This is a genomic window from Acinetobacter lwoffii (genome assembly GCF_052078135.1).
Taxonomy (GTDB): domain Bacteria; phylum Pseudomonadota; class Gammaproteobacteria; order Pseudomonadales; family Moraxellaceae; genus Acinetobacter; species Acinetobacter lwoffii_Z.
This window is the reverse complement of the sequence record NZ_JBQGUZ010000016.1, coordinates 31,503-56,903: the sequence shown is the minus strand read 5'-3', so window position 1 is coordinate 56,903 and position 25,401 is coordinate 31,503. Positions and strand designations below refer to the sequence as shown.

Genomic DNA, 25,401 nt, shown 5'->3' with positions numbered 1-25,401 from the left:
TATTCGATTTATCCAATTGGAAGAACCTTATTGATAGGTTCTTCCTTGATGTTTTAACCAGCCATCGACATGTTTTCGCGCAGGGTCATGATGCGTCCAGTGAATCACCCCGCCCTTGTCACTGTATTCATATTCTCCATAAAACTCGACCTGATCCTGTTTTTGAATACTCTGAATACGCGGTGCCAGATCGATATTATGTGCAACCAGTACAGTTTGGCCATTTGGTAATTCGAGGATAAACTTTTGATGGCGCGATCCTTCATGATCATCTGGCAAAACGGCAATCACCTGCCCGCTTGAACGCACTTGTAGATCACTCTGGCGCTGTTGAAACGCCCGTGCAATTCGGTCCAGATCATCAGTCGTTTGAGAGGGTACTAAATTAGGCTCTGAATCAAGCGTTTCAGTTGTAGTATCAGATGCGGATGGAATAAGTGGTTGGGATTGTTGTAGATCCAGGCCCAGATAAGCAGCAATCAACAGTGCAATGACTGCACCGATGCTCAGATTGGTTTTATTTGGCATTTTTATAACTTTTTTATTAAATGATGAATACATGATCTGAGCTCTATCACCAAACCCAAATCCTATTCTTGAATTGCTGATGAAGAACAAATCAACATAAAAAAGCCCCATCAATCAGATAGGGCTTTTTCTAATTCCTAAGGAATTATTTTGCAGCAGCTTGAGCAGCAGCAACTTCTTCAGCGAAGCTCATTTCTGCTTTTTTCTCAATGCCTTCACCAACTTCGAAACGAACGAAGTTTGCAACTGTAGTACCAGTTGCTTTAAGAACGTCTGCAACTTTCTTATCGTTGTCGATTACGTACATTTGACGCTCAAGCACAACTTCATTCAAGTATTTCTCAACAGAACCTACAACCATCTTCTCAACGATATTTGCTGGCTTGCCAGATTCAAGTGCTTTCGCTTCAGCAATTTCTTTCTCTTTCGCGATAAGCTCAGCAGAAACGCCTTCAGCATTTACAGCAACTGGGTTGAACGCAGCAACGTGCATTGCCAAGCCTTTACCTGTAGCTTCATCACCAGTGTAAGAAACAACAACACCGATTTTAAGACCGTGTTTGTAAACTGCAAGGTTTTCGCCTTCAACAATTTTCGCACGACGTACTTGGATGTTTTCACCGATCTTTTGAACAAGAGCGATACGCGCTTCTTCAACAGTTGCACCATCTTCTAGTTTCAATTCAGCGATTTGAGCAGGATCAGTTACGTTTGCAGCAAGTGCAGCAGCAGCAACTTTCGCAGAGAAACCAGCAAAGTTTTCGTCTTTTGCAACGAAGTCAGTTTGACAGTTAACTTCTAGAAGAAGTGCTTTGTTGCCGTCTTGAGCAATTGTGATTGCGCCGTCAGCAGCAATGTTACCTGCTTTTTTAGCAGCTTTAGCTTGACCAGATTTACGTAGGTTGTCGATCGCTAGTTCAACGTCGCCGCCCGCTTCTGTCAAAGCTTTTTTACATTCCATCATTGCAAGACCAGTACGATCGCGCAATTCTTTAACCATGCTTGCTGTAACTGCAGTCATGTTTATCTCCTAAATTCGGTAGAAAATGAATTCTTTTTAGAACAGAAACGGCCCAGAGGAGTTCTCATGGGCCGCCTGCATACATAACGCTTACTTTGCCACCATCACATGTCGCAAAAATGACAAGCTAGCGTCAAACGCATTAAGCCTCAGAAGCTGGAGCTTCTTCTGCTTTAGCTTGTGCATTTGCTTGTGATTGAGCATATTCTTTACCAGCAAGAATCGCATCAGCCATAGCAGAAGCATAAAGTGTTACTGCACGGATCGCATCATCGTTACCCGGGATAACGTAGTCTACGTTGTCTGGGTTAGAGTTTGTATCAACGATACCGATTACAGGAATACCAAGGTTCTTAGCTTCTTTGATTGCAATCGCTTCGTGATCAACGTCGATTACGAATAATGCGTCAGGTAAACCACCCATGTTTTTAACGCCGCCTAAGCCACGCTCAAGTTTTTCCATCTCACGAGTACGCTCTAGAGCTTCACGTTTAGTCAGCTTAGCGAAAGTACCGTCTTGAGATTGAGTTTGAAGGTCTTTTAAACGGTTGATAGATTGGCGAAGTGTTTTCCAGTTCGTCAACATACCACCTAACCAGCGGTGATCTACATATGGTTGACCAGCGCGTTGAGCTTGTTCACGGATGATCGCAGAAGCTGCACGTTTAGTACCAACGAACAAAACTTTGTTCTTTTTGCTAGCCAAGTTGTTAGCAAAGTTCAAAGCATCATTTAACGCAGGAACAGTGTGCTCAAGGTTGATGATGTGAATTTTGTTACGCGCACCAAAGATGTAATCACGCATCTTTGGATTCCAGAAACGAGTTTGGTGACCAAAGTGCGCGCCAGCTTGAAGAAGGTCGCGCATGCTTACGTTGTAATCTGCCATTTTCTTTACCTTAAAGTTTGGGTTAGGCCTCCATATACCCGCATTCTCCACCCTAAAGGGCACCCAGAGTAATGTGTCGATATATGTGCGGATTTTTTGCCTCATCGCACAAAGCCCGTGAAATTTATTCACGAAAAAGCATTTGATAAAATGGGCGGCTATTTATACCATAGTCACACACAAATTTCCAAAAGTTTTTAGAGATCATGAACAACACTTACCAAGCTCCACGTCGACTCATCAAAACCCCTGACGAAATTGAAAAAATGCGTGTGGCAGGGCGACTGGCGGCAGAAGTTTTGGATATGATCAAACCGCATATTGTTCCGGGTGTCACCACTCTGGAACTTGATACGATTTGTCATGATTATATTGTCAATCAACAACAGGCGATTCCAGCATGCTTAGGCTATGGCGCTGCACCGGGTCGACCTGCCTTCCAACATACTATTTGTACTTCTGTGAACCACGTAGTGTGTCACGGCATTCCATCAGACAGTAAAAAATTGAAAAAAGGCGACATCCTGAACATTGATGTGACCGTGATTAAAGATGGCTATCATGGTGACACCAACATGATGTACATCGTGGGTGGTGAAACCACTATTCTTGCCAACCGTCTATGTAAGGTAGCGCAAGAAGCCATGTACCGGGGTATTGAAACTGTAAAACCGGGTTCAACCATTGGCGATATTGGTCATGCCATTCAGCAGTATGTTGAATCCGAGCGTTTTGGCGTGGTACGTGAATATTGTGGTCACGGTATTGGTACAACTTTCCATGACGAACCGCAAGTGCTGCATTATGGTCAGCCAGATACCGGCATGGTACTTGAAGAAGGCATGACCTTTACCATTGAGCCAATGGTCAATGGTGGTGACTGGAAAACCAAATTACTCGGTGATAAATGGACAGTGGTCACCAAAGACCATTCATTGTCAGCACAATATGAACATACGATTCTGGTGACCAAAACCGGCGCGGAAATTTTAACAGCACGCCCGGACGAAGATTTGTCACGCTTTAGTGCGTAACCACAACATCAACAACACAAAATGGTCACTTTAAAGTGGCCATTTTTATTTTATATTTCATGCATTCGTATGCATGACCGAGATGTAAAAAGTCTCCCCTTGCCTGCTTCCAGCACATCGAAATTCAAGATAAAGTTCGGCCAATACAACATTTTTTTCCTTAAAGTTTTCTAAATTCTTTTGCCCTATCTGCACCATTTTAGGCTAAGATAATGTGCTTTTTATTTTTTAATCCCTATAAGAAGGAATACTGCCGTGGACGTACGTCTCTCTGATCGTGTGAATGCCATCAAACCGTCCCCTACGCTTGCTGTGACCAACAAAGCTGCTGAATTAAAAGCTGCAGGTCACAACGTGATTGGTTTGGGCGCAGGTGAACCAGATTTTGATACCCCTCAACACATCAAAGATGCAGCAATTGCAGCGATTAACAACGGTTTCACCAAATACACCGCTGTTGACGGTACGCCAGGTCTTAAAAAAGCCATTATTGCTAAATTCAAACGCGACAATAACCTAGACTATGCAGCAAACCAGATTCTGGTTTCTTGTGGTGGTAAGCAATCATTCTTTAACTTGGCACTTGCTTTGTTAAACAAAGGTGATGAAGTGATTATTCCTGCACCTTTCTGGGTAAGCTACCCGGACATGGTGATCATCGCTGAAGGCGTACCAGTTATTGTGAAATGTGGTGAAGAACAACGTTTCAAAATCACCCCTGAACAATTAGAAGCTGCAATCACGGACAAAACACGTCTAGTGGTATTGAACAGCCCATCTAACCCTACAGGTATGATCTACACTAAAGCTGAGCTTGAAGCGCTGGCTGACGTACTTCGTAAATACCCAGAAGTATTTATCGCATCTGACGACATGTATGAACCAATCCGTTGGGATGACGAGTTCTACAACATCGCAACTGTTGCTCCAGACCTTTATGACCGCACGATTGTGTTAAACGGTGTGTCTAAAGCCTATGCAATGACTGGCTGGCGTATCGGCTACGCAGCGGGCCCTGCTAAACTGATTGGCGCAATGAAGAAGATCCAGTCTCAATCGACTTCAAACCCAACTTCTATTTCGCAAGTTGCTGCTGAAGCTGCATTGAACGGTCCTCAAGATGTACTTGAGCCAATGATTGAAGCATTCAAACGTCGTCATGACCTGGTTGTGAAAGGCTTGAATGATATTCACGGTATTTCTTGCCTGCCTGCTGATGGTGCATTCTATGCATATGCCAACATCAAACCGTTGATTCGTGCCAAAGGTCTTAAATCTTGCACAGAATTCTCTGCATGGTTACTGGAAGAGACTGGCGTTGCAGTGGTTCCTGGCGATGCATTCGGTCTTGGCGGTTTCATGCGCATCTCTTACGCAACGGCTGACGAAGTACTTGTTGATGCACTTGCACGTATCAAAAAAGCTGCTGACTCAATTGAAGGCGTTGACGCTGCGATTGCTTCAATCGAAGCTGAAAAAGCTGCAAAATAATCTAGCTTGCTAAATAAAAAAACCCGCGAATTTCGCGGGTTTTTTTATGTTCTTCAACATGTATTAAACAGTGAGCCGTATTCGCTTATAGCTCAAGTATTTAATGAGTAAACAAACAAAACATAGACTTGCTGCAATCGTGTACGCAATACTCAACATCCACGAAAACCCATGAATCCCTAATGCATTGCTTTGCCAATTGAACAGTGTCATTGGATGATACGCCACATACCAACTACCCCCTAAGCCCACGACCAACACCGTACTGATAAAAATAAACATTGGTCTGACAATTTCACGCCAGCAACGTAGCATTGCCAAACTAATCACCAGTAGCTCATCAAAGATATGCATCCAACACATTAACAAGATCGATGCCAAGGCTAATGTAATCACCTGCGCATCATTGCTAAATAACCCTACAATCCAACTATCTAAACCCCAAATAGTCAACATGACAACGATAGCTATTAGCATCACAGCCATCAGTGCCCATTTACTGAGTTGCCATGCAGCATCAATCTGCTCCGCACCGATTTTAGTCGACACCAAAATACCGAAGGCGGATGCCATCGACATCGGCAACATAAACATCAAGCCCAATAAACCAAGCATCACCTGATGTGCATTCACTACAATGTCACCCGAAGGCAAGATCAGCAAAGCAATCGCGCTGATGGCAAATACATCCACAAAAGTCACCACCGCATTGGGCAATCCAATTTTTAAAATTTTCCACAAAGTCTGCCAGTGAAAGAAAACACCAGACCACTGGATCTTTAACTTCCGCTCAAGGAAGAAAAAATAGTAAACAAACAACAGTACCCACTGCACAATCAAATGTGCCATGAATGCACCTTCAACCCCATAGCTTGTAACATAACCTTCAATGCCATAAATCAAGACATAAGCCAAAGCCACTTTGAGCAGTAAATAGATCATATTGGCGTAGAACACGCGCTTAGCCTGCCCACAGGCTTGGGTTAAAATATATAAAATGCGCAACAATAAATGCGCTGGAATCGTCCAAGCCAACAGCCACAGACATGACACAATCAATGCCTGTAAGGCCGCATCTGCCTTTAAAAAATGAAGTAAAGGAGTTGCATGATTAAACAGGTACATCGCAACAGCAGAAATCACCAGTACAATCAAAATACTTTGCTTCACAATACGCTGTATATCCGCATAATCCTGACGTCCATTGGCTTCTGCCAGCTCTTGCATCATGCCCTGTAACACCCCAATACCCGTCACAAAGCACAAAGAATAAACAGACAAACAGACTGCCAATGCAGCCACATGCTGAGGTGAAAAATGTGATAGAAAAATCACGTCGAACAAACTACTGAGCATAATAATGGCATTACTGAGAAAAATAGGCACCCAAAGATGCAGAAACTTTTTCATTACCCTATCACTCGATTTTTAATTCTTTTATAAGATTCGTTTTTTGGCAGATTATTTAGATCTGAGATATTTCATTAGAAATGTATACCAGTATCCTGCCATAACTCATTCTATTTCTTATTTTTTATAAAAATGACTTTACTCAGGTGCAGGCAATGTACTTCTTACAAAATAATCCGCCATTCCTATACCAGATTGCTATTATCGATGTCACAATTTTGAATTAAATCTCAACAACTCAAGAATAATGACAGGAAAATTACAATGAACCCAAAAGAAATGAGCGGTTTAGCATTACTGGAAGCGATGCGTGATGAAAAAATCCCGGCCCCAAGTATTAGCGAAACCATGTCGATGCAACCAGCAGTGATTGAAAGCGGACATGTAGAATTTAAGGTCAAAGCTGATCATCGACATTTAAATCCGCTTGGCGGCGTCCATGGTGGTTTTGCTGCAACCGTTTTGGATACCGTGACAGGCTGCGCGATTCATACTTTACTTGAAGCAGGTGTCGGTTATGGCACCATTGATCTGAATGTAAAGATGTGCCGCCCTATACCTCAGAATCAGCCACTGAAAGCCGTAGGAAAATCAATTAATCTCAGTAAAAATTTAGGTATTTCTGAAGGTCAGATTCTGGATGAAGAAGGTCGCCTGTATGCTCATGCCACTGCGACCTGTATGATTATTCGGACTGAATGAAATTGCTAGCCTGCACAACTCATCAGGTAATTCATTTAAATAATACTGCTTTTCGCCTGCCCCGCTTCAACAAATGACAAGCGTGGTCGAGTTAAGCCTTGAAACTCAAAATAATGCTTGGAAACATTGGCTAATTCCACATCTTGTGTTTGTGTTATTGAGGCTTGCCACGCTTTAGACTGATTGGTTCCCGTCAAAAGATTCCCAGAAATGGCATAGATATAAAGATCTTTGTCTTGCTCTTTCAGATAGTCTGCATTCAGGAAAACTTCAAAGTTAAATTGACGTTCAGTTTCTACCAACCATTTTTCTGCAAACCATAATTGCAGCAAATCACCTAAATAAAGTGATTTTTGCGCCAAGGGCCATAGCGTGATATGAGCGTCTTTAACCGGGATATAATACTGTGCAGGATCAGCAATAATTTGCAGATAGTTTTCTTGATAATAAGCCAGTTGAGAGAAAATTTGAGGGATGCTGAGCGTATTCATTCGCTGTCTCCGGTTTAGCCATTTTTGTGCTGGCAAGTAGGTTTAAATCCACACTGTTTGACCATTTGGTCAAACGACTTTATGGTTTTAATCTAGCAAGTGAAATTTATTCTGACAAGTATTTTTCGTGAAATTTATGCAATTGCCTAAATTAAAAACAGACAGGCTGTATTTATAATAAATATGATAATTTTTGCTTGACCCCTGTCAAAATCTCTCTATAATCGCTTTCAGATTCTCCAATAGCTCAGTCGGTAGAGCGACGGACTGTTAATCCGCAGGTCCCTGGTTCGAGCCCAGGTTGGAGAGCCAAATTCAAGAAAGCCCACTCATAATGAAGTGGGCTTTTTTATTACTTAAAATTTGACGGCTTGTTATTTTCAAATATTTAAAATAAATAATTATTTTCAATCCCTCATAAAACTCGATATATAAATACCCCTCTTTTAAAATTTCGAGATATAAAAAATCCCCCATAGATGGAGGATTTTTAAGCTGTCACCGAGATTAAGCCGCTTGAGCCGGAACACCGCTATGAAAACGGAAAGTTTCATCAGGCGTGAGAATTAGCTGTTTTTCAACTTCACGAATATGCAGGATTCGCTCCTGAATATCCTCTTTTGGATTTTTCAGTTTCGCTGTGGTAGCCACATCCATCGCCAAAGCCAGATAGTCTTCAAAATGGCGAGATTCGGACTTGAGCAGGTAGCGGTAGTAACGTGCTAACTCATCATCAACACGCGAAGCAAGTGCGTAGAAACGCTCACAGGAACGTGCTTCCACAAAGGCACCAATCACCAAGACATCAATCAAGGCTTCAGGCTCAAAAGTGCGGATTTCCTTACGCAAACCACCAGCATAACGCCCTGCACTCAAGTTCTGCCAAGCCTGACCGCGCTTGTTCATCAATTCAAGTACTTGCTCATAATGCAGCATTTCTTCACGCACCAGCTGTGCAAGCTTTACCTGTAGATCAACAAAATAGCTATAGCGGAACATCAGGTTCATGGCCGTGCTGGCTGCTTTTTTTTCACAGTTGGCATGATCTTGCATCAAGATTTCAAGATTTTCGACCGCCATATCCAGCCATGCTTGCGGTGTTTCACAACCGAGGAAAGCAATCACCGGCAGCATCAGTTCATCATAATTAATATTCGACATAATTACTCTGATCTTAACGCGCTGACTTAATCACGGCTTTCATTTGCTGAACGGCTTGTGCTAGGCCAACAAATACTGCATCTGCAATTAAAGAATGACCGATATTGAGCTCATGAATCTGTGGAATCGCAGCAATCGGCGTCACGTTATCCAAATTTAAGCCATGGCCCGCATTTACCACCAAACCTTTAGATGCAGCATATTCAGCACCTCTCACAATGCGTTCCAGTTCCGCTTGTTGCGCTTCTGGAGTTTCTGCATCGGCATAGGCGCCTGTGTGAATCTCAATCGTCGGTGCACCACAAGCAACTGCTGCATCAATTTGTGCAAAATCGGCATCAATAAATAAAGATACATCACAACCAATGGCTTCCAGCTCTTGAGTCGCGGCTTTTACAGCATCAAAATTACCCACGACATCCAGACCACCTTCAGTGGTCACTTCCTGACGTTTTTCAGGAACAAAACAAACATGCTGTGGCTTGATTTCCTTGGCAAAGGCGATCATTTCATCTGTTACCGCCAACTCAAGGTTCATACGGGTTTTTAACGCAGGACGCATACGACGCACATCGTCATCCTGAATGTGACGACGGTCTTCACGCAAGTGCAAGGTAATGCCTTCTGCCCCTGCCTGTTCGCAGATCAATGCAGCATTGACTGGGTCTGGGTACGTCGTACCACGTGCTTGTCTTAATGTTGCGACATGGTCAATATTGACACCAAGTAATGCAGCCATAATCTTTTCCTAACTACGATTGAGATTGAGAGTTTTGAATCCAGAGTTGTCGACTTTTTAATGGTCGATCACCGAGCAAGGCCGTGATCACCTGTCGATACAGTTTCGTCAGTAATTGTAACTGTTCCGGATTAAAATCCCCACCATTTTCATGCATCAACATACTTAAAATCTGTTGACCAGACATAGTGGAGCGTAAGGCTTTGGCCGATGGCATAAAGCCGGCATTGAGCTGAAAATAATAATGCTGTAGTGGATCAATCTGCGCCTGATTGGCATCTACCGAAAAATCCAGACCATAACCGAGTTCTTCCAACAAAACATGCTCAAACTGGCGCAAGATCTGTTTTAAATATAAATTTGGATTAGATTGTGCGGATAACTGCTGCAATGCAGTCAAGGTCTCAGCATATTTGGCAAAAGTTTGCGGCATTTCGACTTCTAAAGGACATAGCCGCAACAGGATTTCATTTAGATAAAAACCCGAGAAAAAAGCATCGCCAAAAAAGAAAATCGGCTGATTGACAATTTCCAATTTAGTAAAGTTTTTAAGTTCGGATTTACCTGAAGCTTGCAAACGAATGGGCTGATACTGCGGTGGTGGCATTTGCCTGAGAATACCATCTACCCTGCCATATTCCTGGGTGAATAAATGCACAATATGACTGCGTTCACGGTACTTACGATGATGAATCAAATAGCCATGCAGTACTTCGTTACGCATAAGCGGGCACTTTAATCCTTATCTTTTTTTGATTTTTTATCATCTTCTTCGTCATCCCCATCCGGGATCACTGCACCCACAACAGCCGCAGTACCTTTGACTGCGACTTTTGTGGTTTTATAAGCCACCTTGACAGGAACCGTGACCACTTTATGAATACAGCCTTGCAGGAATAAAACACATGCAACTACTGCCAAAACTTTCATCATCACTGAATTCCTCGAAGGGGCTTATACTCTTATCGCTTAGATATCACTATAACCTAAGCTTTTTAATGCGCGCTCATCATCAGACCAGCCACCTTTGACTTTCACCCAAAGGGTCAGCATGATTTTCTGTTCGAACATTTTTTCCATGTCGAGACGCGCATCCATACCGATTTTTTTCAGTTTGACACCTTTTTCGCCAATCACAATGGCTTTTTGGCTCGGGCGATCGACAAAAATCGTGGCATCAATATAGGTACATGCTGCCTTCATACGACCGGTTTTTTCATTCAAGACCGGTTCTTCAGTTTTGAAGGATTCGATCTGAACGGTCAAATCGTATGGAAGCTCTTCACCCAGTTGGCGCATGATCTTTTCACGGATAATTTCAGATGCCAGGAAACGCTCTGAACGATCGGTCAGTTGATCCAGTGAATACAGTGGTGGCTGGAATGGAAGATACTTGGCAATCGTGTCACGTAAATGTTCAAGATTGGCACCACGCAGTGCAGATACAGGCACGATTTCTGCAAAGTTCATCAGTTTTTCGCGTTCACGAATCAGCGGCAGAGCTTCGTTCTTGTTTTCAAAAGTATCCAGCTTGTTGATCACCAGAATGACTGGCATTTCAGCATTTTTCAGCTTTTCCAGAACCAGGTCATCGTTTGGTGTCCACTTTTGCGCATCCACCACGAATAAAACCAGGTTCACATCACGCAAAGCCGAATGTGCCGCACGGTTCATCATTTTATTGATGGCACGGACTTCTTTTTTATGCATCCCCGGTGTATCAACAAATACCGCCTGAGATTTTTCACGTGAATCAATCCCCACGATTTTATGACGTGTGGTTTGCGGTTTACGTGAGGTAATTGAAAGCTTCTGACCCAGAATATGGTTCATTAAGGTAGATTTACCCACATTCGGGCGACCTACAATGGCAACAAAACCACTGCGATAATCCGATGGGATTTCGGTGCCTTGTGCACTAAAAAATTGACTAATAAGGTCGTGACTGTCGCTTTGCGACTCGTGATCAGCATCAATGTGATCGGAATGAGTAGTCATTAAGACTTATGCTCCAAAAGTTTCAAAATATCCGCCGCAACGGCTTGTTCAGCAAAACGCCGGCTCGCGCCTTCGCCTTGCATAGTCGGTAATCCCGCAATCTGGCATTCCACTTTAAAATGCTGATTGGGGGCATCACCTTGAATATCTACAACCTCGTAAACTGGGAGAGGTTTCTTACGTGCTTGTAAATACTCTTGTAAGCGAGATTTAGGGTCTTTAAGCTGATCTGTCGGCTCAATATGATCCAAATATGGCTCGTACCATTTTAACACAATCGGTTCTAGCACAGTGAGATCACCGCAGTCGACATAGATTGCGCCAATAATGGCTTCTACTGTATCTGCCAGTATAGACTCACGATGATGACCACCAGATTTCAATTCACCGGTACTGAGAATTAAATTCTGGCTCAGTTTTAAATCATTGGCGATTTTTCCTAATGCTTCCTGACGAACCAGGGTTGCACGCATACGCGTCAACCGGCCTTCATTTTCGCTTGGATAGGCATTAAAAAGATAATTCGCAATGATCATCCCTAAAAGAGAATCGCCCAGAAATTCCAGGCGCTCGTAGTTGTGTTTATGACTGACTGAACGATGAGTCAATGCCAGTTTCAGCAAATCAGCCTGTTTAAACTGATAGCCGATCCGTTTGGCAAGACGTTCATCATTTAGCTTTGACTGTGCTTTGATCAAACTCTTTCTCAAACTTCATCACTAAATCGATATTCATTATGAAATTTTTACGAATTTCATAATTCTTGTGCACCTGTAAACCATCGGTATTGGTAACTTTGGCAATTTCGTCAAACTTTAGATCACGAATATTATTCATGTCTAAACGCTGACTCATCTGTTGACGGAATTTTTCTGGCGTTATATTGGCTGGAGCACTTTTTAACAGCGCCTCAATCTCACCATCTACCATACGATCATCGAAGTATGGTCCCCACACCGCAATCGCCACTTTTACAAGAAATGCAAAGCCCACGATTGCAATTAAAACCCCAATATAAGAAGCACCTTGTTGATGTCTCATTTTTATTTTCCTGATTGAAACAATTAATCGATTGTTCCGTTTCGACCAAACGATGGCAATTTAAAGCCAGGTTCTTTATGCATCCAGATATAGAAGGCACGACCTGTTAAGTTTTCTTCCGGAACAAGCCCCCAGAAACGACTGTCAGCACTCTGATCGCGATTATCCCCCATCGCAAAGTAATGACCTTCTGGTATTTTCACTTCCCAATATAAACCATTTTCACCTGAATATTTACCATTTTCCAAATAGTTAATAAAAGGTGCCTGACGAGCGACATTCACGCCTTCCAGCTCACGCATGGTAAAGGTATGCTCACCCAGGGTTTCTTTATGATAAATAGCATTCGGGGTATCTAAGCGGTCTTTTTCGCGGCTAAATTCTACTGGAACTTTCGCCACTTTTTCACCATTAATGCTCAACTGGCCATGATCATAAACAATATGATCGCCTGGCAAGCCGACAATACGCTTGATATAACTGATGGTCGGTTGCGGTGGATAACGGAATACCGCTACATCACCACGTTCCGGGCTGCCGGTATCAATAATTTTGGTATTGACCATAGGCAGTTTGATGCCATAGTCAAATTTATTCACCAGAATAAAATCGCCGGTTTCCAGCGTCGGCACCATAGAATCGGATGGAATATTAAAAGGTTCATATAAAAACGAACGCAGTACCAGCACGATGGCCAGTACCGGCCAAAAGTCATAAGCCCAGGTGATAATGAAATTCTCATGGCCTTTGCCTCGGGTTTGTCTTTGCTTCAAAACAAACTTGTCTAGCAACCACACTGCGACAAAAAACAGGGTCGCAGGAACAAGAATTAAATTAAAATCAAAATCCATGGGCTTATATCCTTATTATTTTAGCGTTCGACTTTTAATACAGCTAAGAACGCTTCTTGCGGGATTTCTACGCTACCCACCTGTTTCATGCGTTTCTTACCTTCTTTCTGTTTAGATAGAAGTTTTTTCTTACGTGACACGTCACCACCATAACACTTCGCCAATACGTTTTTACGCATCGCTTTTACAGTCGAACGTGCAATGATTTGCGCACCAATTGCCGCCTGAATCGCGACATCAAACATTTGACGTGGAATCAGGTCTTTCATTTTTTCAACCAGTGCAATACCACGATGACGTGCATCATTACGGTGACAGATCATCGCCAAGGCATCGACTTTTTCCCCATTGATCAAGACATCTACTTTGACTAAAGATGAGCTTTCAAAACGGACAAAGTTATAGTCCAGTGATGCAAAACCACGTGAACAAGACTTCAATTTATCAAAGAAGTCCATGACCACTTCGGCCATTGGAATTTCGAAAGTAATGGAAACCTGATTCGCCATAAACTTCATGTCTTTTTGCACACCACGGCGCTCAACACATAACGTCATGACGTTACCCAAGTATTCTTGCGGTACCAGAATATGACACTCAGCAATCGGTTCACGTAAATCTTCAACCGTTGAACCATCAGGCATTTTGGATGGACTGTCGATATAAATCGTCTGACCATTCTTCATCACCGCTTCATAAATTACGGTTGGCGCAGAAGAAATCAGGTCAAGATCATACTCGCGTTCCAGACGCTCCTGTACGATTTCCATGTGCAGCATGCCCAAGAAACCACAGCGGAAACCAAAACCGAGCGCATCTGAACTTTCAGGTTCAAAGAACAAAGCCGAGTCATTGATTTGCAGCTTGTGCAATGCTTCACGGAAAGGTTCAAAATCGCTGGCATCAATCGGGAATAGACCAGCATAAACCTGTGGTTTCACCTTTTTAAAGCCCGGCAATGTTGCCACTTCAGGTGTGGTTGCCAAGGTAATCGTATCACCGACTGGCGCACCGAAAATATCTTTGATACCGGCAATGACAAAACCAACTTCACCCGCTTCCAGCATACCGGTTTCAGTATGTTTCGGGTTAAAGATACCTACAGAAGTAATAATATGCGTTTGACCAGTTGATTTGATCAACATCTTGTCGCCTTTACGCACTCGACCCTGCTTGACCCGAACCAGAGAAACTACACCAAGGTAGTTATCAAACCATGAATCCACAATCAGCGCTTGTAATGGCGCTTCGCGATCACCCTCAGGTGCAGGAATTACATTGACCAGTGTTTCAAGCACACCTTCAATACCTAAACCTGTTTTTGCAGAACAGGTTGGCGCTTCTGTGGCTTCAATCCCGATAATGTCTTCAATTTCCTGAATGACACGTTCAGGTTCAGCTTGCGGCAAGTCGATCTTGTTCAGTACCGGAAGTACTTCCAGACCTTGTTCAATTGCGGTATAGCAGTTAGCAACAGACTGTGCTTCTACGCCCTGCGCAGCATCTACAACCAGCAAGGCACCTTCACAGGCAGCAAGGGAGCGTGAGACTTCATACGAGAAGTCGACGTGTCCTGGTGTATCAATAAAGTTCAACTGATACTCTTGACCGTTGGGATGCGTATAGTACAAGGTTACCGAAGTGGCTTTAATGGTAATCCCACGTTCGCGCTCAAGCTCCATTGAGTCAAGGACTTGAGCCTGCATTTCACGATCTTGCAAACCGCCACAAGTTTGAATAAAGCGATCCGCTAGGGTCGATTTACCGTGGTCAATGTGCGCAATAATCGAGAAGTTACGAATGTTTTTAATATCAACAGATTTTTTAGCTTGCGCCATGGGTTACCTTGAGAAAAAACGCGCTATGTAATTTAAAAATATTACATAACAAAAGCCGAATAGAAATTGCGAAGGATTATAGCAGAATGGTGATCTAGAAAAAGAATTATATTTTTTCCTTTATCCTTGGTGTCGCGTACACGTCAGTCAGATGGAATCTGGGTTACTACGAGTAGAAGATAACTCTCAAATCACATTTCTTCCTCAATATTATCCAGATGTACTGAACAAACTGGAAAATATTGTCTCATTAATCCAGATATAAAATGGAAAAATCAAAAGGATTTACATGCTCTGAAAGTGGCTGATAAGCTTGAGTAAAAGTTGGTGACATGCGTTTTGGGCGCCCTGTGGCCATTTCAATACAGGCCCATTGCGTACTTCCGGTAAATAACACGGTCTGATCCTGTGGTCGATAAAATGCGTATTGTCTAAAGGAATACAGGGCATTGATATCATTCAGCCAGGTGCGCAGAATAATCTCGTCCCCCTCAAAAGCTGCCTTGCGATATTGCACCTGATGCTCAACCGCGACCATGGCATGTTTCAGTTCCACATATTGCTTGAGCCCCAGGCCCAGTTTTTCAATATGAGCTGATGCGACATCCTGCATCCATTGCACATAGACCACATTATTCACATGGCCCAATCCATCAATATGTTTGGCTTTTACCGTTAATGCAAGATCAAAAATACCGCTCACTGTGCTGTTATCCTTTCCATGATTTTAAGGCTATAGAGTCTACCGAATTTATCGCCCGGATAAATTGCAAAAAATAAAAAACCGCTTCTACAAGCGGTTTTTCAAGAAAATCTAGCAATCTTATGAGATACGCATCCCGACCACCGCAAGCTGCCCCTGACGAATCAAGGTGACACGCGCGATACTACCCTTTTTCAGTTCAGACACCTCTTGTACAAACTGATTTGAGTTCAGTACTGTCTGGTTATTAATTTGCGTGATCACATCATTCGGCATAATTCGTGCCTGTGCTGCAATACCACCCGGACGTACATCCTGAATCACCACACCACCTTTAATTTCCAGATTCGCTAACTCTGCTGGACTTAAGTCACGAATTGAAACCCCGATCACTGGCCCTTTGCTGGGTTGAGCCTGTGTGCTTGCTTTTGCTGGGGTATCATCTGGTGCCGCACTTAAAGTCGCTGCAATACTACGACGTTTATCATCACGCAAGATTTCAAGTTGTACCTGCTGCTGAGGTGCAGTACGGTTCAGATAGTTCAACAGTTCACTGGTACGTGAAATTGGGGTACCGTTGTATTTCAAGATGACATCACTGGCACGCAGACCTGCGCGTGCAGCCGGAGAGTTTGGTGCAACCTGAGTTACCAGAGAACCTTCTGGTTTAGGTAAGTTATAAGATTCGGCCAGGTTACGGTCGATATCCTGCAAACTCACACCCAAATAAGAGCGGGTCACTTTACCATTCTTCTTCAACTGATCTGCAACTTCCATTGCCACATCAATCGGAATCGAAAAGGACAAGCCCATATAACCACCGGTTCCACTAAAGATCCGTGAGTTGACACCGACCACTTCACCGCGCTGGTTAAACAAAGGACCACCTGAGTTACCCGGGTTCAATGCTACATCTGTCTGGATGAAAGGTACTGCAGTTTCACCCATCATATTACGCATTTTGGCACTGACGATTCCGGCAGAAGCTGAATAATCAAAACCAAATGGCGAACCAATTGCGAGTACAGGCTCACCGACACGTAAGCGCCCTACATCCCCTGTCCGTAATTCTGGAAAATTCGAGCCATTAACTTTAAGCAAAGCTACGTCAGTTCGTGCATCACTCCCAACAACAGTGGCATCAATTTCCCGACGGTCATTCAGGGTAATGGTGACTTTGGAAGCATCTTCAACCACATGATGATTGGTCAGCAGATAGCCATCCTTGCTGATAAAGAATGCACTGCCATAGCCCGTCTTTTCCTGTGGCATACGCTGCTGCGGAATAATCACCTGATTACCAAAAAAGCGGCGCAGAATTTCCGGAACTTGTTGTTGTAAGAGCTCTTCTTCGCTCATTTTTTTAACGACATTGACACTGACTACAGCAGGACTGACCTGCTCAACCAGATTTGAAAAATCAACCGGCGTGACCGCCTGCAACTGTGCAGCACTCATGGTCAGGGTCGCTGCAAATAATCCTTTTTTTAAGTCTAGAATTTTCATATAAATTATTCACTCAAATTGTTGATAAATTTATGTAAATAGGTTTTATCACAAACACTGTAAAGTTTAAGTAATAATATGTTTCAATACTTTATTCCGGGCAATATCTCATTATTAAAGCATTAAGTTAAGGCTTTGATTAATTTTTTTCATCAATAAATGAGCACTTCAACGCTTGCCTTTTGTACAAAAAAGCGCTGTTATTACCAAACTTTTTTAAAATTAGCTGATGGACATGTCTAATTTATCCCTTACCCATCAATTTGACGTTATTATTGTGGGCAGTGGCGGTGCTGGTTTAAGTTTAGCCTTATCGCTCCCAGATCATTTTAATATTGCAGTCTTAGCGAAATCCACCCTGACAGATGCCAGTACCTTTTATGCTCAAGGCGGCGTGGCCGCAGTATTGGATGAAATGGACTCAATTGAACAGCATATTGATGACACGATGATTGCAGGCGCACAGCTATGTGAAATGGATGCGGTTAAACAGACGGTAGAAGGTGGCAAACCTTCAGTTGATTTCCTGCTGAAACACGGCGTGCAATTTACTCTGGATGAACAGGAACAGTTACATCTCACCCGTGAAGGTGGTCATTCACAGCGCCGAATTATTCATGCGGCCGATGCGACTGGTCGTGCCATTTCCACCACCTTGGTACAACGGGCCCAAGAAAAACAGAATATTAAAATCTTTGAAAATTATATTGCGATTGACCTGATCTGTTCACAAAAGCTCGGTTTAGACGGCGATAATCGTGCGCTGGGTTTATATGCCCTGGATGAAACAACTGAAAAAGTGCATACCTTCTTGGCTCCATTTACCGCCCTTGCCTGTGGCGGTGCTATGAAAGCTTATCTTTACACCTCAAATCCCGACATTGCCACGGGTGATGGTATTGCCATGGCTTATCGTGCCGGCTGCCGGGTCGCCAACATGGAATTTAACCAGTTTCACCCGACCTGCCTTTATCATCCACAAGCACGTTCTTTCCTAATTACTGAAGCAATGCGTGGCGAAGGCGCTTATCTGCGCCTGCCTGATGGTGAACGCTTTATGCTGCGTTTTGACGAACGCGCCGAACTCGCACCGCGTGATATTGTGGCACGTGCCATCGACTATGAAATCAAGCGTCTCGGTATTCGTCATGTCTGGCTGGACATTACCCATAAAGATGAAAGCTTTGTCAAAGAGCATTTCCCGACTCTGTATGCCCGTTTGCTTGAACTAGGGATCGATATTACCAAAGACATGATTCCAGTCGTTCCGGCAGCCCATTACACCTGCGGTGGTGTCATAGTCGATGAAAACAGTCAGACTGATATTGTCGGACTCTATGCGATTGGGGAAACCTCTTATACTGGCCTGCATGGTGCTAACCGTATGGCCAGTAACTCACTTTTAGAATGTTTTGTCTATGGAATGAGTGCGGCCAAGCACATTCAGGAAAATTTTAAGACCGATCAGCCAGCTCCTGCAGTGCCAGCTTGGGATGATTCCCAAGTCACTAATCCAGATGAAGATGTAGTAATTCTGCAAAACTGGGACGAGTTACGTCAAACCATGTGGAACTATGTCGGGATTGTACGTACGACGAAGCGTCTGGAACGTGCCTTGCATCGTATTGAAATGCTAAAAAAAGAAATTACCGAGTACTATCAGGATTACCAGGTCAGCAAAAATCTGATTGAGCTGCGTAATCTGGTACTAGTGTCCGAGATGATTGTACGCTGCGCCATGCACCGTAAAGAATCTCGCGGTTTGCATTTCACCTTGGATTATCCCGAGCTGCTACCAGAACTACGCAAAACAGTCCTCGTGCCACCAAATTTTGAAGTAGAAACACCTTTGGTGAATTGTTAAAAATGGATGGAGATAACATCCTTGGGTGATATCTCCTTTTCTTTTTAGATTTTTATCTGCTCAAAGGTATCTTAGGCTATTTAGAGTGGTCATCTAACTTTCAAACATCTAACGTTGTGGTGGAATTGAATATGTTCCGGTCACATGCGCCACAGGTTCTTCATGATCTATCGAATAAATCCAGACTTCTCCCACGATCAGTGCCTTGCCGACCTTGATCAGCTTACACTCTCCCCGTATATCTGTCCCACCTGAAGGTTTACGTAAGAAGTTGATATTCAGATTGGTCGTGACAGCCAAACCGACCAATCCAATTTCACCCAGAATGGCGACATAAAGAGCAAAATCCGCCAAGGTCATCATGGTTGGGCCAGAAACTGTGCCGCCTGGACGCAATTCCTCTGATCTCACCTGATAAAGCAGAGTGGCTCCACGCGGCGAAACCTTCTCAATTCGGCACTTCTCCAGGCTTTGTGGAAATTCTTGTTGTAAAAATTGTTCTATCTCTGTTTTGGTCGTTTTCATCTTATTAAAAAAATCTTCTATATCAGCCTTAATATAGAAGATTCTTCATAGATAAACCTAGAGAAAAATTAAATAAAAAGTATTTTAATTCCAAGCTTATTTTAAATAACTTAAGGCCTGCTCAAATACCTGCTCAGGCGTTTGAGTTGCATCCAGACGTTTGATCCGTTCAGGATGACGTTGCCATAAAGTTTCATATCCCGCTCTCACTTTCTCAAAGAAAGTGACTTTTTCCTGTTCAAAGCGATCCAGCGCACCACGTTCACGTGCTCGGTTCATCCCCAGTTCAATAGGTGCTTCTAACCAGAACGTGATGTCCGGCATGCGTGCGACAAAGTGGTCATTCAGTAACTGCAACTTGGTTTCGCTCAGACCCCGACCTGCACATTGATAGGCAAAGCTGGCATCGCTAAAACGGTCACATAAGACAATTTTCCCAGCTTCTAATGCGGGCAGAATCACTTGTGCCAGATGCTGGGCACGCGCCGCATACATCAATAACAGCTCAGTATCATGCGCCATGGCTTCTTCATGGTTCACAGCCAGCAACAGCGAGCGAATCTGCTCAGCCATCGGGGTTCCACCGGGTTCACGAGTCAAAATAACATCTTTGCCCTGGGCGATAAAATCTTCATAGATCGAACGAATGAGCGTGGTTTTACCTACACCTTCTGTGCCTTCAAAGCTAATAAACATACTCATTCCTTATTTTTCGAGCGTAAAATCGTCAGATATTCCTGTACGGCTTTATTGTGGTCATTAAGATTGCTCGTGAACTTATGTCCACCATTACCGGTAGCGACAAAATACAGGTTGTCAGAATTATCCGGATGCATGGCTGCTTCAATGGCTTTCTTGCTTGGCAACGCAATTGGCGTTGGCGGCAAACCTGAAATAGTATAGGTGTTATACGGCGTCGGTGTGCGTAAATCTTTACGGGTAATATTGCCATTATAATTATCGCCCATTCCGTAAATCACTGTTGGATCGGTCTGTAAACGCATGCCAATTTTTAAACGGCGTACAAATACCCCAGAAACCTGTTCCAATTCACGATCTACACTGGTCTCTTTTTCAATAATCGATGCCATAATCAGCGCGTCATATTTATTCTGATATGGCAGATCAGTTGCACGTTTCGCCCACGCCTCATCCAGTGCTTTCATCTGTCGCTGATAAAGATTGGTCAGAATTTTACGGTCAGTTTCACCTTTGGCAAAGAAATAAGTATCCGGTGCAAACAGCCCTTCAGGATGTGAAAACGGAATATTCAGTTCTTTGAGTAATTGCTCAGTAGGCAGATGCAGCACTTCTTTGGTGACCAGATCATTTTTCTTCAGGGCATCAATCAGTTGCTTAAAAGTCGTTCCTTCAATCACCAGAATCCGGCTCATCTGGGCATTGTCTGCATCGGAAATCATCTCCAAGACCTGACGGATGCTCATGCCCTGGCGCACTTCATACACGCCCGCTTTCATGCTGTCATGAATCATGATGCGCTGATACAGCTTGAGAATGATCGGAAAACTCACCTGATTTTCTTTGGCCAGACGATCAATAAAACCGGAATAGGTTTGACCAGATTCAATCGCGAGCAGCTGTTTTTTTCCTTCGACAGGATACTCCTTCCACAAACTGCTTTTCAGGATCAACGCCAAGATCAAAGCAATCCCCATCAGGACCAAGGCAATTCCTTTGAAAGATGAGGAGAATCTCGCTTTATTTTTCTTTTTGGCTTTAGGTTTGGAAGCTGACATATTAAGACATCTGGTTCAATCGAAGACGGTTAAAAATTTCAATACAAGCATCGCCATCCAAGGTTCGCTGCTCAAATTGCGTGACAATTTTCATCGGGCTGAGTGCATTGCAGAAAAACAGGCTTTGAATATGGTTGATTTCATCCATATCGATACAGCGTTGCTGACAGCTAATTCCCTGATCTTGCATACGTTGTAGAATTTCTGCACGCATGACACCGAAGACGCCATTATAACGAAGTTCCGGCGTAATCCATGTATTGTTTATACGAATGAAACAATTACTGCTTACCCCTTCGACAACACCGCCCTGTACATCTGTCACCAGGGCCTCAGGCCAGCCGCTTTGATCTGCTTCCTGTTTCAGCAAAACCTGCTCTAGACGGTTTAAGGTTTTTAGCCCTACCAGACTCGGCATGGTCAGTCCTAATGCCTGCTGTAAAATGCCACTTTGAATCTGCTCAAACTTAAAATCCTGTACGGTTTGAGGATAATAAAATAGCCAGAGATCTGCAGGATGATCCGGCAAGCTATAACCGCGCTGACCAATTCCACGACTCAGCACGATTTTCAATGTGCCATTCAGTTCATGTTCTGATGCACGTAAAATCTGTAAGCTTTCTGCAATCAGATCAAGATTGGCATTCAGGCTTAATTTCTGATTGCTAATGTGCAAACGTGCCAGATGACGATCATATAATTCAATCCGGTTATGCCGAATCCGGGCCGTGGTAAAACAGCCATCACCATAATGAAAGCCACGATCCAGCACATCTATCTGGCTGACCTGTTGGGCATTTTTTAAATACAGCATATTTTGCAGCCTCTAAAATGAAAAATTGAGCAGTCAGATTCAGGCTTCACCTATATATCTTTTTTACTCACATCCAATTCTTTTTTAATTATTTTTTATGCAAAAAATCTCAAGCTATTCTTGCCTCATCTAACAAAAGCTAAAAAACTTGAGGCAAAAAATGAACACGCGTAAATTAAAAATTGGGGTACTGGCAGCGCTACTTTCAGCAAGCGCCTTAAGCGTTTCAGCAAAAGATTTCCTGAACGTGTCTTATGACCCGACTCGCGAATTGTACGACAACTTTAATAAAGAATTCAGTGCTTACTGGAAAAAAACCACTGGTCAGGAAGTCAATTATAAACAGTCGCATGGCGGTTCAGGCAAACAGGCACGTGCGGTGATTGATGGTCTGGATGCAGATGTTGTAACACTGGCACTGGCAGCAGATATTGATGAAATTGCAGAACGTGGTTTGCTGCCTAAAGACTGGCAAAAGAAATTCCCGCAGAATTCGACACCCTATACTTCAACCATCGTTTTTCTTGTACGTAAAGGCAATCCAAAAGGAATCAAAGACTGGGGAGATCTGGTTAAACCAGGCGTAGACATTATTACCCCGAACCCAAAAACTTCAGGTGGTGCACGCTGGAATTATCTGGCTGCCTGGGCGTGGGCCAAACACCAGAAAGGTGGCAATGATGCCAAAGCACAAGACTTTGTCCGTCAAATCTACAAACAAACCAAAGTACTGGATTCGGGTGCACGTGGTGCTACCACGACTTTCGCTGAACGCGGGATTGGGGATGTATTACTGGCTTGGGAAAATGAAGCACATTTGGCCGTCCGCGAACAGCCGGGAAAATTTGAAATCATTACTCCTTCTCTGTCTATTCTGGCTGAACCACCCGTGGCAATCGTAGAAAAAAATGCCAAGAAAGATGGTAATGAACATCTGGCCAAAGCCTATTTAAATTACCTCTATTCACCTGCTGGACAGACTGTGGCGGCGAAAAACTTTTACCGTCCACGTAATGCGAATGTATTAAAGCAATACAGTACCGTATTCAAGTCCTTAAAACTGGTCACCATTGATAAAGAATTTGGTGGCTGGACCAAGGTTCAGAAACAGCATTTTGACAATGGCGGTGTGTTTGATCAGATTGTCAAAGCCAATCACGCAAAATAATACTTTAAATGCAGTTCATTATGGCCTTTATTCATAAGGCCATTCTTATTTCAAACACTTAAGAGCTTATTTATCTTTTTTTTTCATATAAAATTCATTTTTAATTATTTTTTATGCATAAAGAATAAGTTTATTCTGCGCTTATGTTACAGAACATATCAGAGATTCAGTCCAGATGAGCATTTCAAACACATTAAAACTTGGGGTTTTAGCAGCTGTTATCTCGGCAACCTCATTTGGTGCAGCAGCACGTGATTTTCTCAATGTATCCTATGATCCGACCCGTGAACTGTATGAAGATGTAAATAAGAATTTTGGCAAATATTGGGAAAGCCGGACTGGTCAAAAAATCAATTTCAAACAATCACATGGCGGTTCAGGCAAGCAGGTTCGTGCCGTGATTGATGGTCTGGATGCAGATATCGTAACGTTAGCATTGGCTGCCGATATTGATGTGCTGGCAGAAAAAGCTAAACTGTTACCTGCGGACTGGCAAAAGAAATTGCCGCAAAACTCGACGCCTTATACTTCAACCATCGTCTTCCTGGTGCGTAAAGGCAATCCGAAAGAGATTAAGGACTGGGGTGATCTGGTCAAACCGGGCGTAGCAATCATTACCCCAAACCCGAAAACTTCAGGCGGTGCACGCTGGAATTATCTGGCGGCTTGGGCTTGGGCCAAACATCAGGCGGGCGGTAATGATAAGACTGCGCAAGAATTTGTCCGTAAAATTTATAAAAATACCAAAGTTCTGGATTCTGGGGCACGTGGTTCAACCACGACTTTTGCTGAACGTGGCATCGGGGATGTTTTACTCGCTTGGGAAAATGAGGCGCATTTAGCCCTTCGTGAACAGCCGGGCAAATTTGAAATTATTACCCCTTCTCTATCTATTCTGGCTGAGCCACCGGTGGCGATTGTAGAAAAAAATGCCAAGAAAAAAGGCAACCAGTACTTGGCTCAAGGTTATTTGAACTTCCTGTATTCGCCATTGGGTCAAGACCTGGCAGGCAAACATTATTATCGTCCACGTAATGCCAAAGTACTGGCCAAATACAGCCAAGTATTTAAGCCATTAAAACTGGTGACGGTTGATCAGGAATTTGGCGGCTGGAGCAAGGTACAAAAAGCCCACTTTGAAAATGGTGGTGTATTTGACCAGATCGTTAAAGCCAACAGCGCGAAATAATTTTCCAAGCTGATTGATATAGGAGCATCGACATGATTCATACGCTTATCGTTCCTGGTGTAGGTGGCAGTGAATACAACCACTGGCAAACCTGCTTACAGCACCGGCTGATGCGATGCTCCCGTGTGCAGCAAAAGGACTGGAATCATCCGATACTGGATATCTGGGTAGCAGAATTTGTCAAAACTCTGCAAGCCATTCCAGCAGAGGTTCAGATTGTCGCACACAGCTTTGGCTGTCTGACCAGTATTGCGGCCCTTGCCCAACATCCCGAACTCAATGCAAAAGTAAAAAATCTGCTATTGGTGGCACCAGCTAATCCGGCACGATTTGGGGAAAATGGTTTTTCGCGCGACAGTCAGACTGACTACAGCACCTATTTTCAACAGCTCAAGCTTCAGGTGCCCACCACGTTATTGATCAGTGAAAATGATCCCTGGTTAAGTTTTGAAGATGCCCACATACTGGCCCAAACCTGGAAAATCAAACCAATTAATCTGGGTGCAGTCGGTCATGTCAATGTCGCTTCTGGTTTTGGCCCTTTTCCTGAAATTGAACACTATTTGATTTCAGAAAACACTATGCCCCATATCAGCAAAGTTGATGAGAGCAAGTGTTATTTTAAATTTGCATTTTAGTCGCTGCAAATTATGCTTGTGCCAAATTTATTTTCTAATTTCG

At 43.4% G+C, this 25,401-nt stretch carries 27 protein-coding genes and 1 tRNA gene; 8 read left to right on the top strand and 20 right to left on the bottom strand.

The window, feature by feature from the left end; all coding sequences use genetic code 11:
* Positions 1–27: 27 nt before the first annotated feature.
* The 3 genes from ACTL4S_RS11410 to rpsB form a co-directional block, all read right to left on the bottom strand.
* Entirely contained in the window at positions 28–528 is a 501-nt protein-coding gene (locus ACTL4S_RS11410; RefSeq protein ID WP_026055722.1) for a DUF3465 domain-containing protein, read from the bottom strand.
* A gap of 145 nt (positions 529–673) precedes the next feature.
* The gene (gene tsf / locus ACTL4S_RS11405) at positions 674–1,549 is read right to left on the bottom strand and encodes a translation elongation factor Ts (RefSeq protein WP_004279049.1); all 876 of its coding nucleotides are present in this window, start codon (positions 1,547–1,549) and stop codon (positions 674–676) included.
* 142 nt (positions 1,550–1,691) lie between these two features.
* Positions 1,692–2,438, bottom strand: coding sequence for a 30S ribosomal protein S2 (gene rpsB / locus ACTL4S_RS11400; RefSeq protein ID WP_004279050.1), 747 nt, complete (start codon positions 2,436–2,438; stop codon positions 1,692–1,694).
* Positions 2,439–2,644: 206 nt separating this feature from the next.
* Between rpsB and map the strand changes: the two genes are divergently transcribed.
* Both map and ACTL4S_RS11390 read left to right on the top strand, forming a co-directional pair.
* A complete protein-coding gene (gene map, locus ACTL4S_RS11395; protein WP_114540898.1) occupies positions 2,645–3,472 on the top strand; it encodes a type I methionyl aminopeptidase in 828 nt (275 codons plus the stop codon).
* Between the two features lie 255 nt (positions 3,473–3,727).
* A complete protein-coding gene (locus ACTL4S_RS11390) occupies positions 3,728–4,963 on the top strand; it encodes a pyridoxal phosphate-dependent aminotransferase (RefSeq protein ID WP_005103791.1) in 1,236 nt (411 codons plus the stop codon).
* A gap of 63 nt (positions 4,964–5,026) precedes the next feature.
* On the opposite strand, the gene ACTL4S_RS11385 is transcribed toward ACTL4S_RS11390, so the two are convergent.
* Complete coding sequence (locus ACTL4S_RS11385; protein ID WP_441299388.1) at positions 5,027–6,373, bottom strand: MATE family efflux transporter; 1,347 nt, start codon at positions 6,371–6,373, stop codon at positions 5,027–5,029.
* 264 nt (positions 6,374–6,637) lie between these two features.
* Between ACTL4S_RS11385 and ACTL4S_RS11380 the strand changes: the two genes are divergently transcribed.
* Complete coding sequence (locus ACTL4S_RS11380) at positions 6,638–7,075, top strand: PaaI family thioesterase (protein ID WP_004279054.1); 438 nt, start codon at positions 6,638–6,640, stop codon at positions 7,073–7,075.
* A gap of 35 nt (positions 7,076–7,110) precedes the next feature.
* Here the strand turns inward: ACTL4S_RS11380 and ACTL4S_RS11375 are convergent, their stop codons facing one another.
* A complete protein-coding gene (locus ACTL4S_RS11375; RefSeq protein ID WP_005103793.1) occupies positions 7,111–7,566 on the bottom strand; it encodes a hypothetical protein in 456 nt (151 codons plus the stop codon).
* Positions 7,567–7,802: 236 nt separating this feature from the next.
* On the opposite strand from ACTL4S_RS11375, the gene ACTL4S_RS11370 reads away from it, so the two are divergent.
* A tRNA-Asn gene (locus tag ACTL4S_RS11370) sits at positions 7,803–7,878 on the top strand.
* A 195-nt stretch (positions 7,879–8,073) separates the two neighbouring features.
* On the opposite strand, the gene ACTL4S_RS11365 is transcribed toward ACTL4S_RS11370, so the two are convergent.
* The 11 genes from ACTL4S_RS11365 to ACTL4S_RS11315 form a co-directional block, all read right to left on the bottom strand.
* Positions 8,074–8,727 carry a MiaE family protein gene (locus tag ACTL4S_RS11365; protein ID WP_005103794.1) on the bottom strand — a complete coding sequence of 218 codons (654 nt, stop codon included), beginning with the start codon at positions 8,725–8,727 and terminating at the stop codon, positions 8,074–8,076.
* A gap of 13 nt (positions 8,728–8,740) precedes the next feature.
* Positions 8,741–9,466, bottom strand: a complete 726-nt coding sequence (gene pdxJ, locus ACTL4S_RS11360; RefSeq protein ID WP_441299387.1) for a pyridoxine 5'-phosphate synthase — start codon at positions 9,464–9,466, stop codon at positions 8,741–8,743.
* A gap of 13 nt (positions 9,467–9,479) precedes the next feature.
* Positions 9,480–10,190: a DNA repair protein RecO gene (recO, locus tag ACTL4S_RS11355; protein WP_004645618.1), complete on the bottom strand. Its 711-nt coding sequence runs from the start codon at positions 10,188–10,190 to the stop codon at positions 9,480–9,482.
* Between the two features lie 11 nt (positions 10,191–10,201).
* The gene (locus tag ACTL4S_RS11350; protein ID WP_004645619.1) at positions 10,202–10,399 is read right to left on the bottom strand and encodes an NF038104 family lipoprotein; all 198 of its coding nucleotides are present in this window, start codon (positions 10,397–10,399) and stop codon (positions 10,202–10,204) included.
* A gap of 36 nt (positions 10,400–10,435) precedes the next feature.
* Positions 10,436–11,464 carry a GTPase Era gene (gene era, locus ACTL4S_RS11345; RefSeq protein ID WP_004279061.1) on the bottom strand — a complete coding sequence of 343 codons (1,029 nt, stop codon included), beginning with the start codon at positions 11,462–11,464 and terminating at the stop codon, positions 10,436–10,438.
* Positions 11,464–12,162 (bottom strand): ribonuclease III, encoded by a 699-nt coding sequence (rnc, locus tag ACTL4S_RS11340; protein ID WP_004279062.1) that lies wholly within the window; start codon positions 12,160–12,162, stop codon positions 11,464–11,466. The genes era and rnc overlap by 1 nt, the downstream gene beginning before the upstream one ends.
* The gene (locus ACTL4S_RS11335; RefSeq protein WP_441299386.1) at positions 12,134–12,505 is read right to left on the bottom strand and encodes a DUF4845 domain-containing protein; all 372 of its coding nucleotides are present in this window, start codon (positions 12,503–12,505) and stop codon (positions 12,134–12,136) included. The genes rnc and ACTL4S_RS11335 overlap by 29 nt, the downstream gene beginning before the upstream one ends.
* 23 nt (positions 12,506–12,528) lie before the next feature.
* Positions 12,529–13,356, bottom strand: a complete 828-nt coding sequence (gene lepB, locus ACTL4S_RS11330) for a signal peptidase I (RefSeq protein WP_441299385.1) — start codon at positions 13,354–13,356, stop codon at positions 12,529–12,531.
* 20 nt (positions 13,357–13,376) lie between these two features.
* Positions 13,377–15,194, bottom strand: a complete 1,818-nt coding sequence (gene lepA / locus ACTL4S_RS11325; RefSeq protein ID WP_004279065.1) for a translation elongation factor 4 — start codon at positions 15,192–15,194, stop codon at positions 13,377–13,379.
* A gap of 250 nt (positions 15,195–15,444) precedes the next feature.
* On the bottom strand, positions 15,445–15,897 hold the full coding sequence (locus ACTL4S_RS11320) for an acyl-CoA thioesterase (RefSeq protein ID WP_441299384.1): 453 nt from the start codon (positions 15,895–15,897) through the stop codon (positions 15,445–15,447).
* A gap of 120 nt (positions 15,898–16,017) precedes the next feature.
* A complete protein-coding gene (locus ACTL4S_RS11315; RefSeq protein WP_441299383.1) occupies positions 16,018–17,403 on the bottom strand; it encodes a Do family serine endopeptidase in 1,386 nt (461 codons plus the stop codon).
* Positions 17,404–17,632: 229 nt separating this feature from the next.
* Here ACTL4S_RS11315 and nadB point away from each other — a divergent pair, with 229 nt between their 5' ends.
* Positions 17,633–19,267: an L-aspartate oxidase gene (nadB, locus tag ACTL4S_RS11310; RefSeq protein WP_441299382.1), complete on the top strand. Its 1,635-nt coding sequence runs from the start codon at positions 17,633–17,635 to the stop codon at positions 19,265–19,267.
* A gap of 108 nt (positions 19,268–19,375) precedes the next feature.
* Here nadB and ACTL4S_RS11305 read toward each other — a convergent pair whose 3' ends face one another.
* The 4 genes from ACTL4S_RS11305 to pabC form a co-directional block, all read right to left on the bottom strand.
* Positions 19,376–19,792 (bottom strand): PaaI family thioesterase, encoded by a 417-nt coding sequence (locus ACTL4S_RS11305; protein ID WP_114540887.1) that lies wholly within the window; start codon positions 19,790–19,792, stop codon positions 19,376–19,378.
* Between the two features lie 96 nt (positions 19,793–19,888).
* On the bottom strand, positions 19,889–20,488 hold the full coding sequence (gene tmk, locus ACTL4S_RS11300) for a dTMP kinase (protein ID WP_004279070.1): 600 nt from the start codon (positions 20,486–20,488) through the stop codon (positions 19,889–19,891).
* 2 nt (positions 20,489–20,490) lie between these two features.
* Complete coding sequence (gene mltG, locus ACTL4S_RS11295; RefSeq protein ID WP_005247523.1) at positions 20,491–21,549, bottom strand: endolytic transglycosylase MltG; 1,059 nt, start codon at positions 21,547–21,549, stop codon at positions 20,491–20,493.
* Position 21,550: 1 nt separating this feature from the next.
* Complete coding sequence (pabC, locus tag ACTL4S_RS11290; protein WP_005247525.1) at positions 21,551–22,363, bottom strand: aminodeoxychorismate lyase; 813 nt, start codon at positions 22,361–22,363, stop codon at positions 21,551–21,553.
* A gap of 160 nt (positions 22,364–22,523) precedes the next feature.
* Between pabC and ACTL4S_RS11285 the strand changes: the two genes are divergently transcribed.
* The 3 genes from ACTL4S_RS11285 (at position 22,524) to ACTL4S_RS11275 (ending at position 25,358) form a co-directional block, all read left to right on the top strand.
* Positions 22,524–23,531 (top strand): sulfate ABC transporter substrate-binding protein, encoded by a 1,008-nt coding sequence (locus tag ACTL4S_RS11285; RefSeq protein ID WP_005265774.1) that lies wholly within the window; start codon positions 22,524–22,526, stop codon positions 23,529–23,531.
* Positions 23,532–23,706: 175 nt separating this feature from the next.
* A complete protein-coding gene (locus tag ACTL4S_RS11280) occupies positions 23,707–24,720 on the top strand; it encodes a sulfate ABC transporter substrate-binding protein (protein WP_441299381.1) in 1,014 nt (337 codons plus the stop codon).
* Between the two features lie 32 nt (positions 24,721–24,752).
* Positions 24,753–25,358: an RBBP9/YdeN family alpha/beta hydrolase gene (locus tag ACTL4S_RS11275; protein WP_441299380.1), complete on the top strand. Its 606-nt coding sequence runs from the start codon at positions 24,753–24,755 to the stop codon at positions 25,356–25,358.
* The last annotated feature ends 43 nt before the right edge of the window (positions 25,359–25,401 follow it).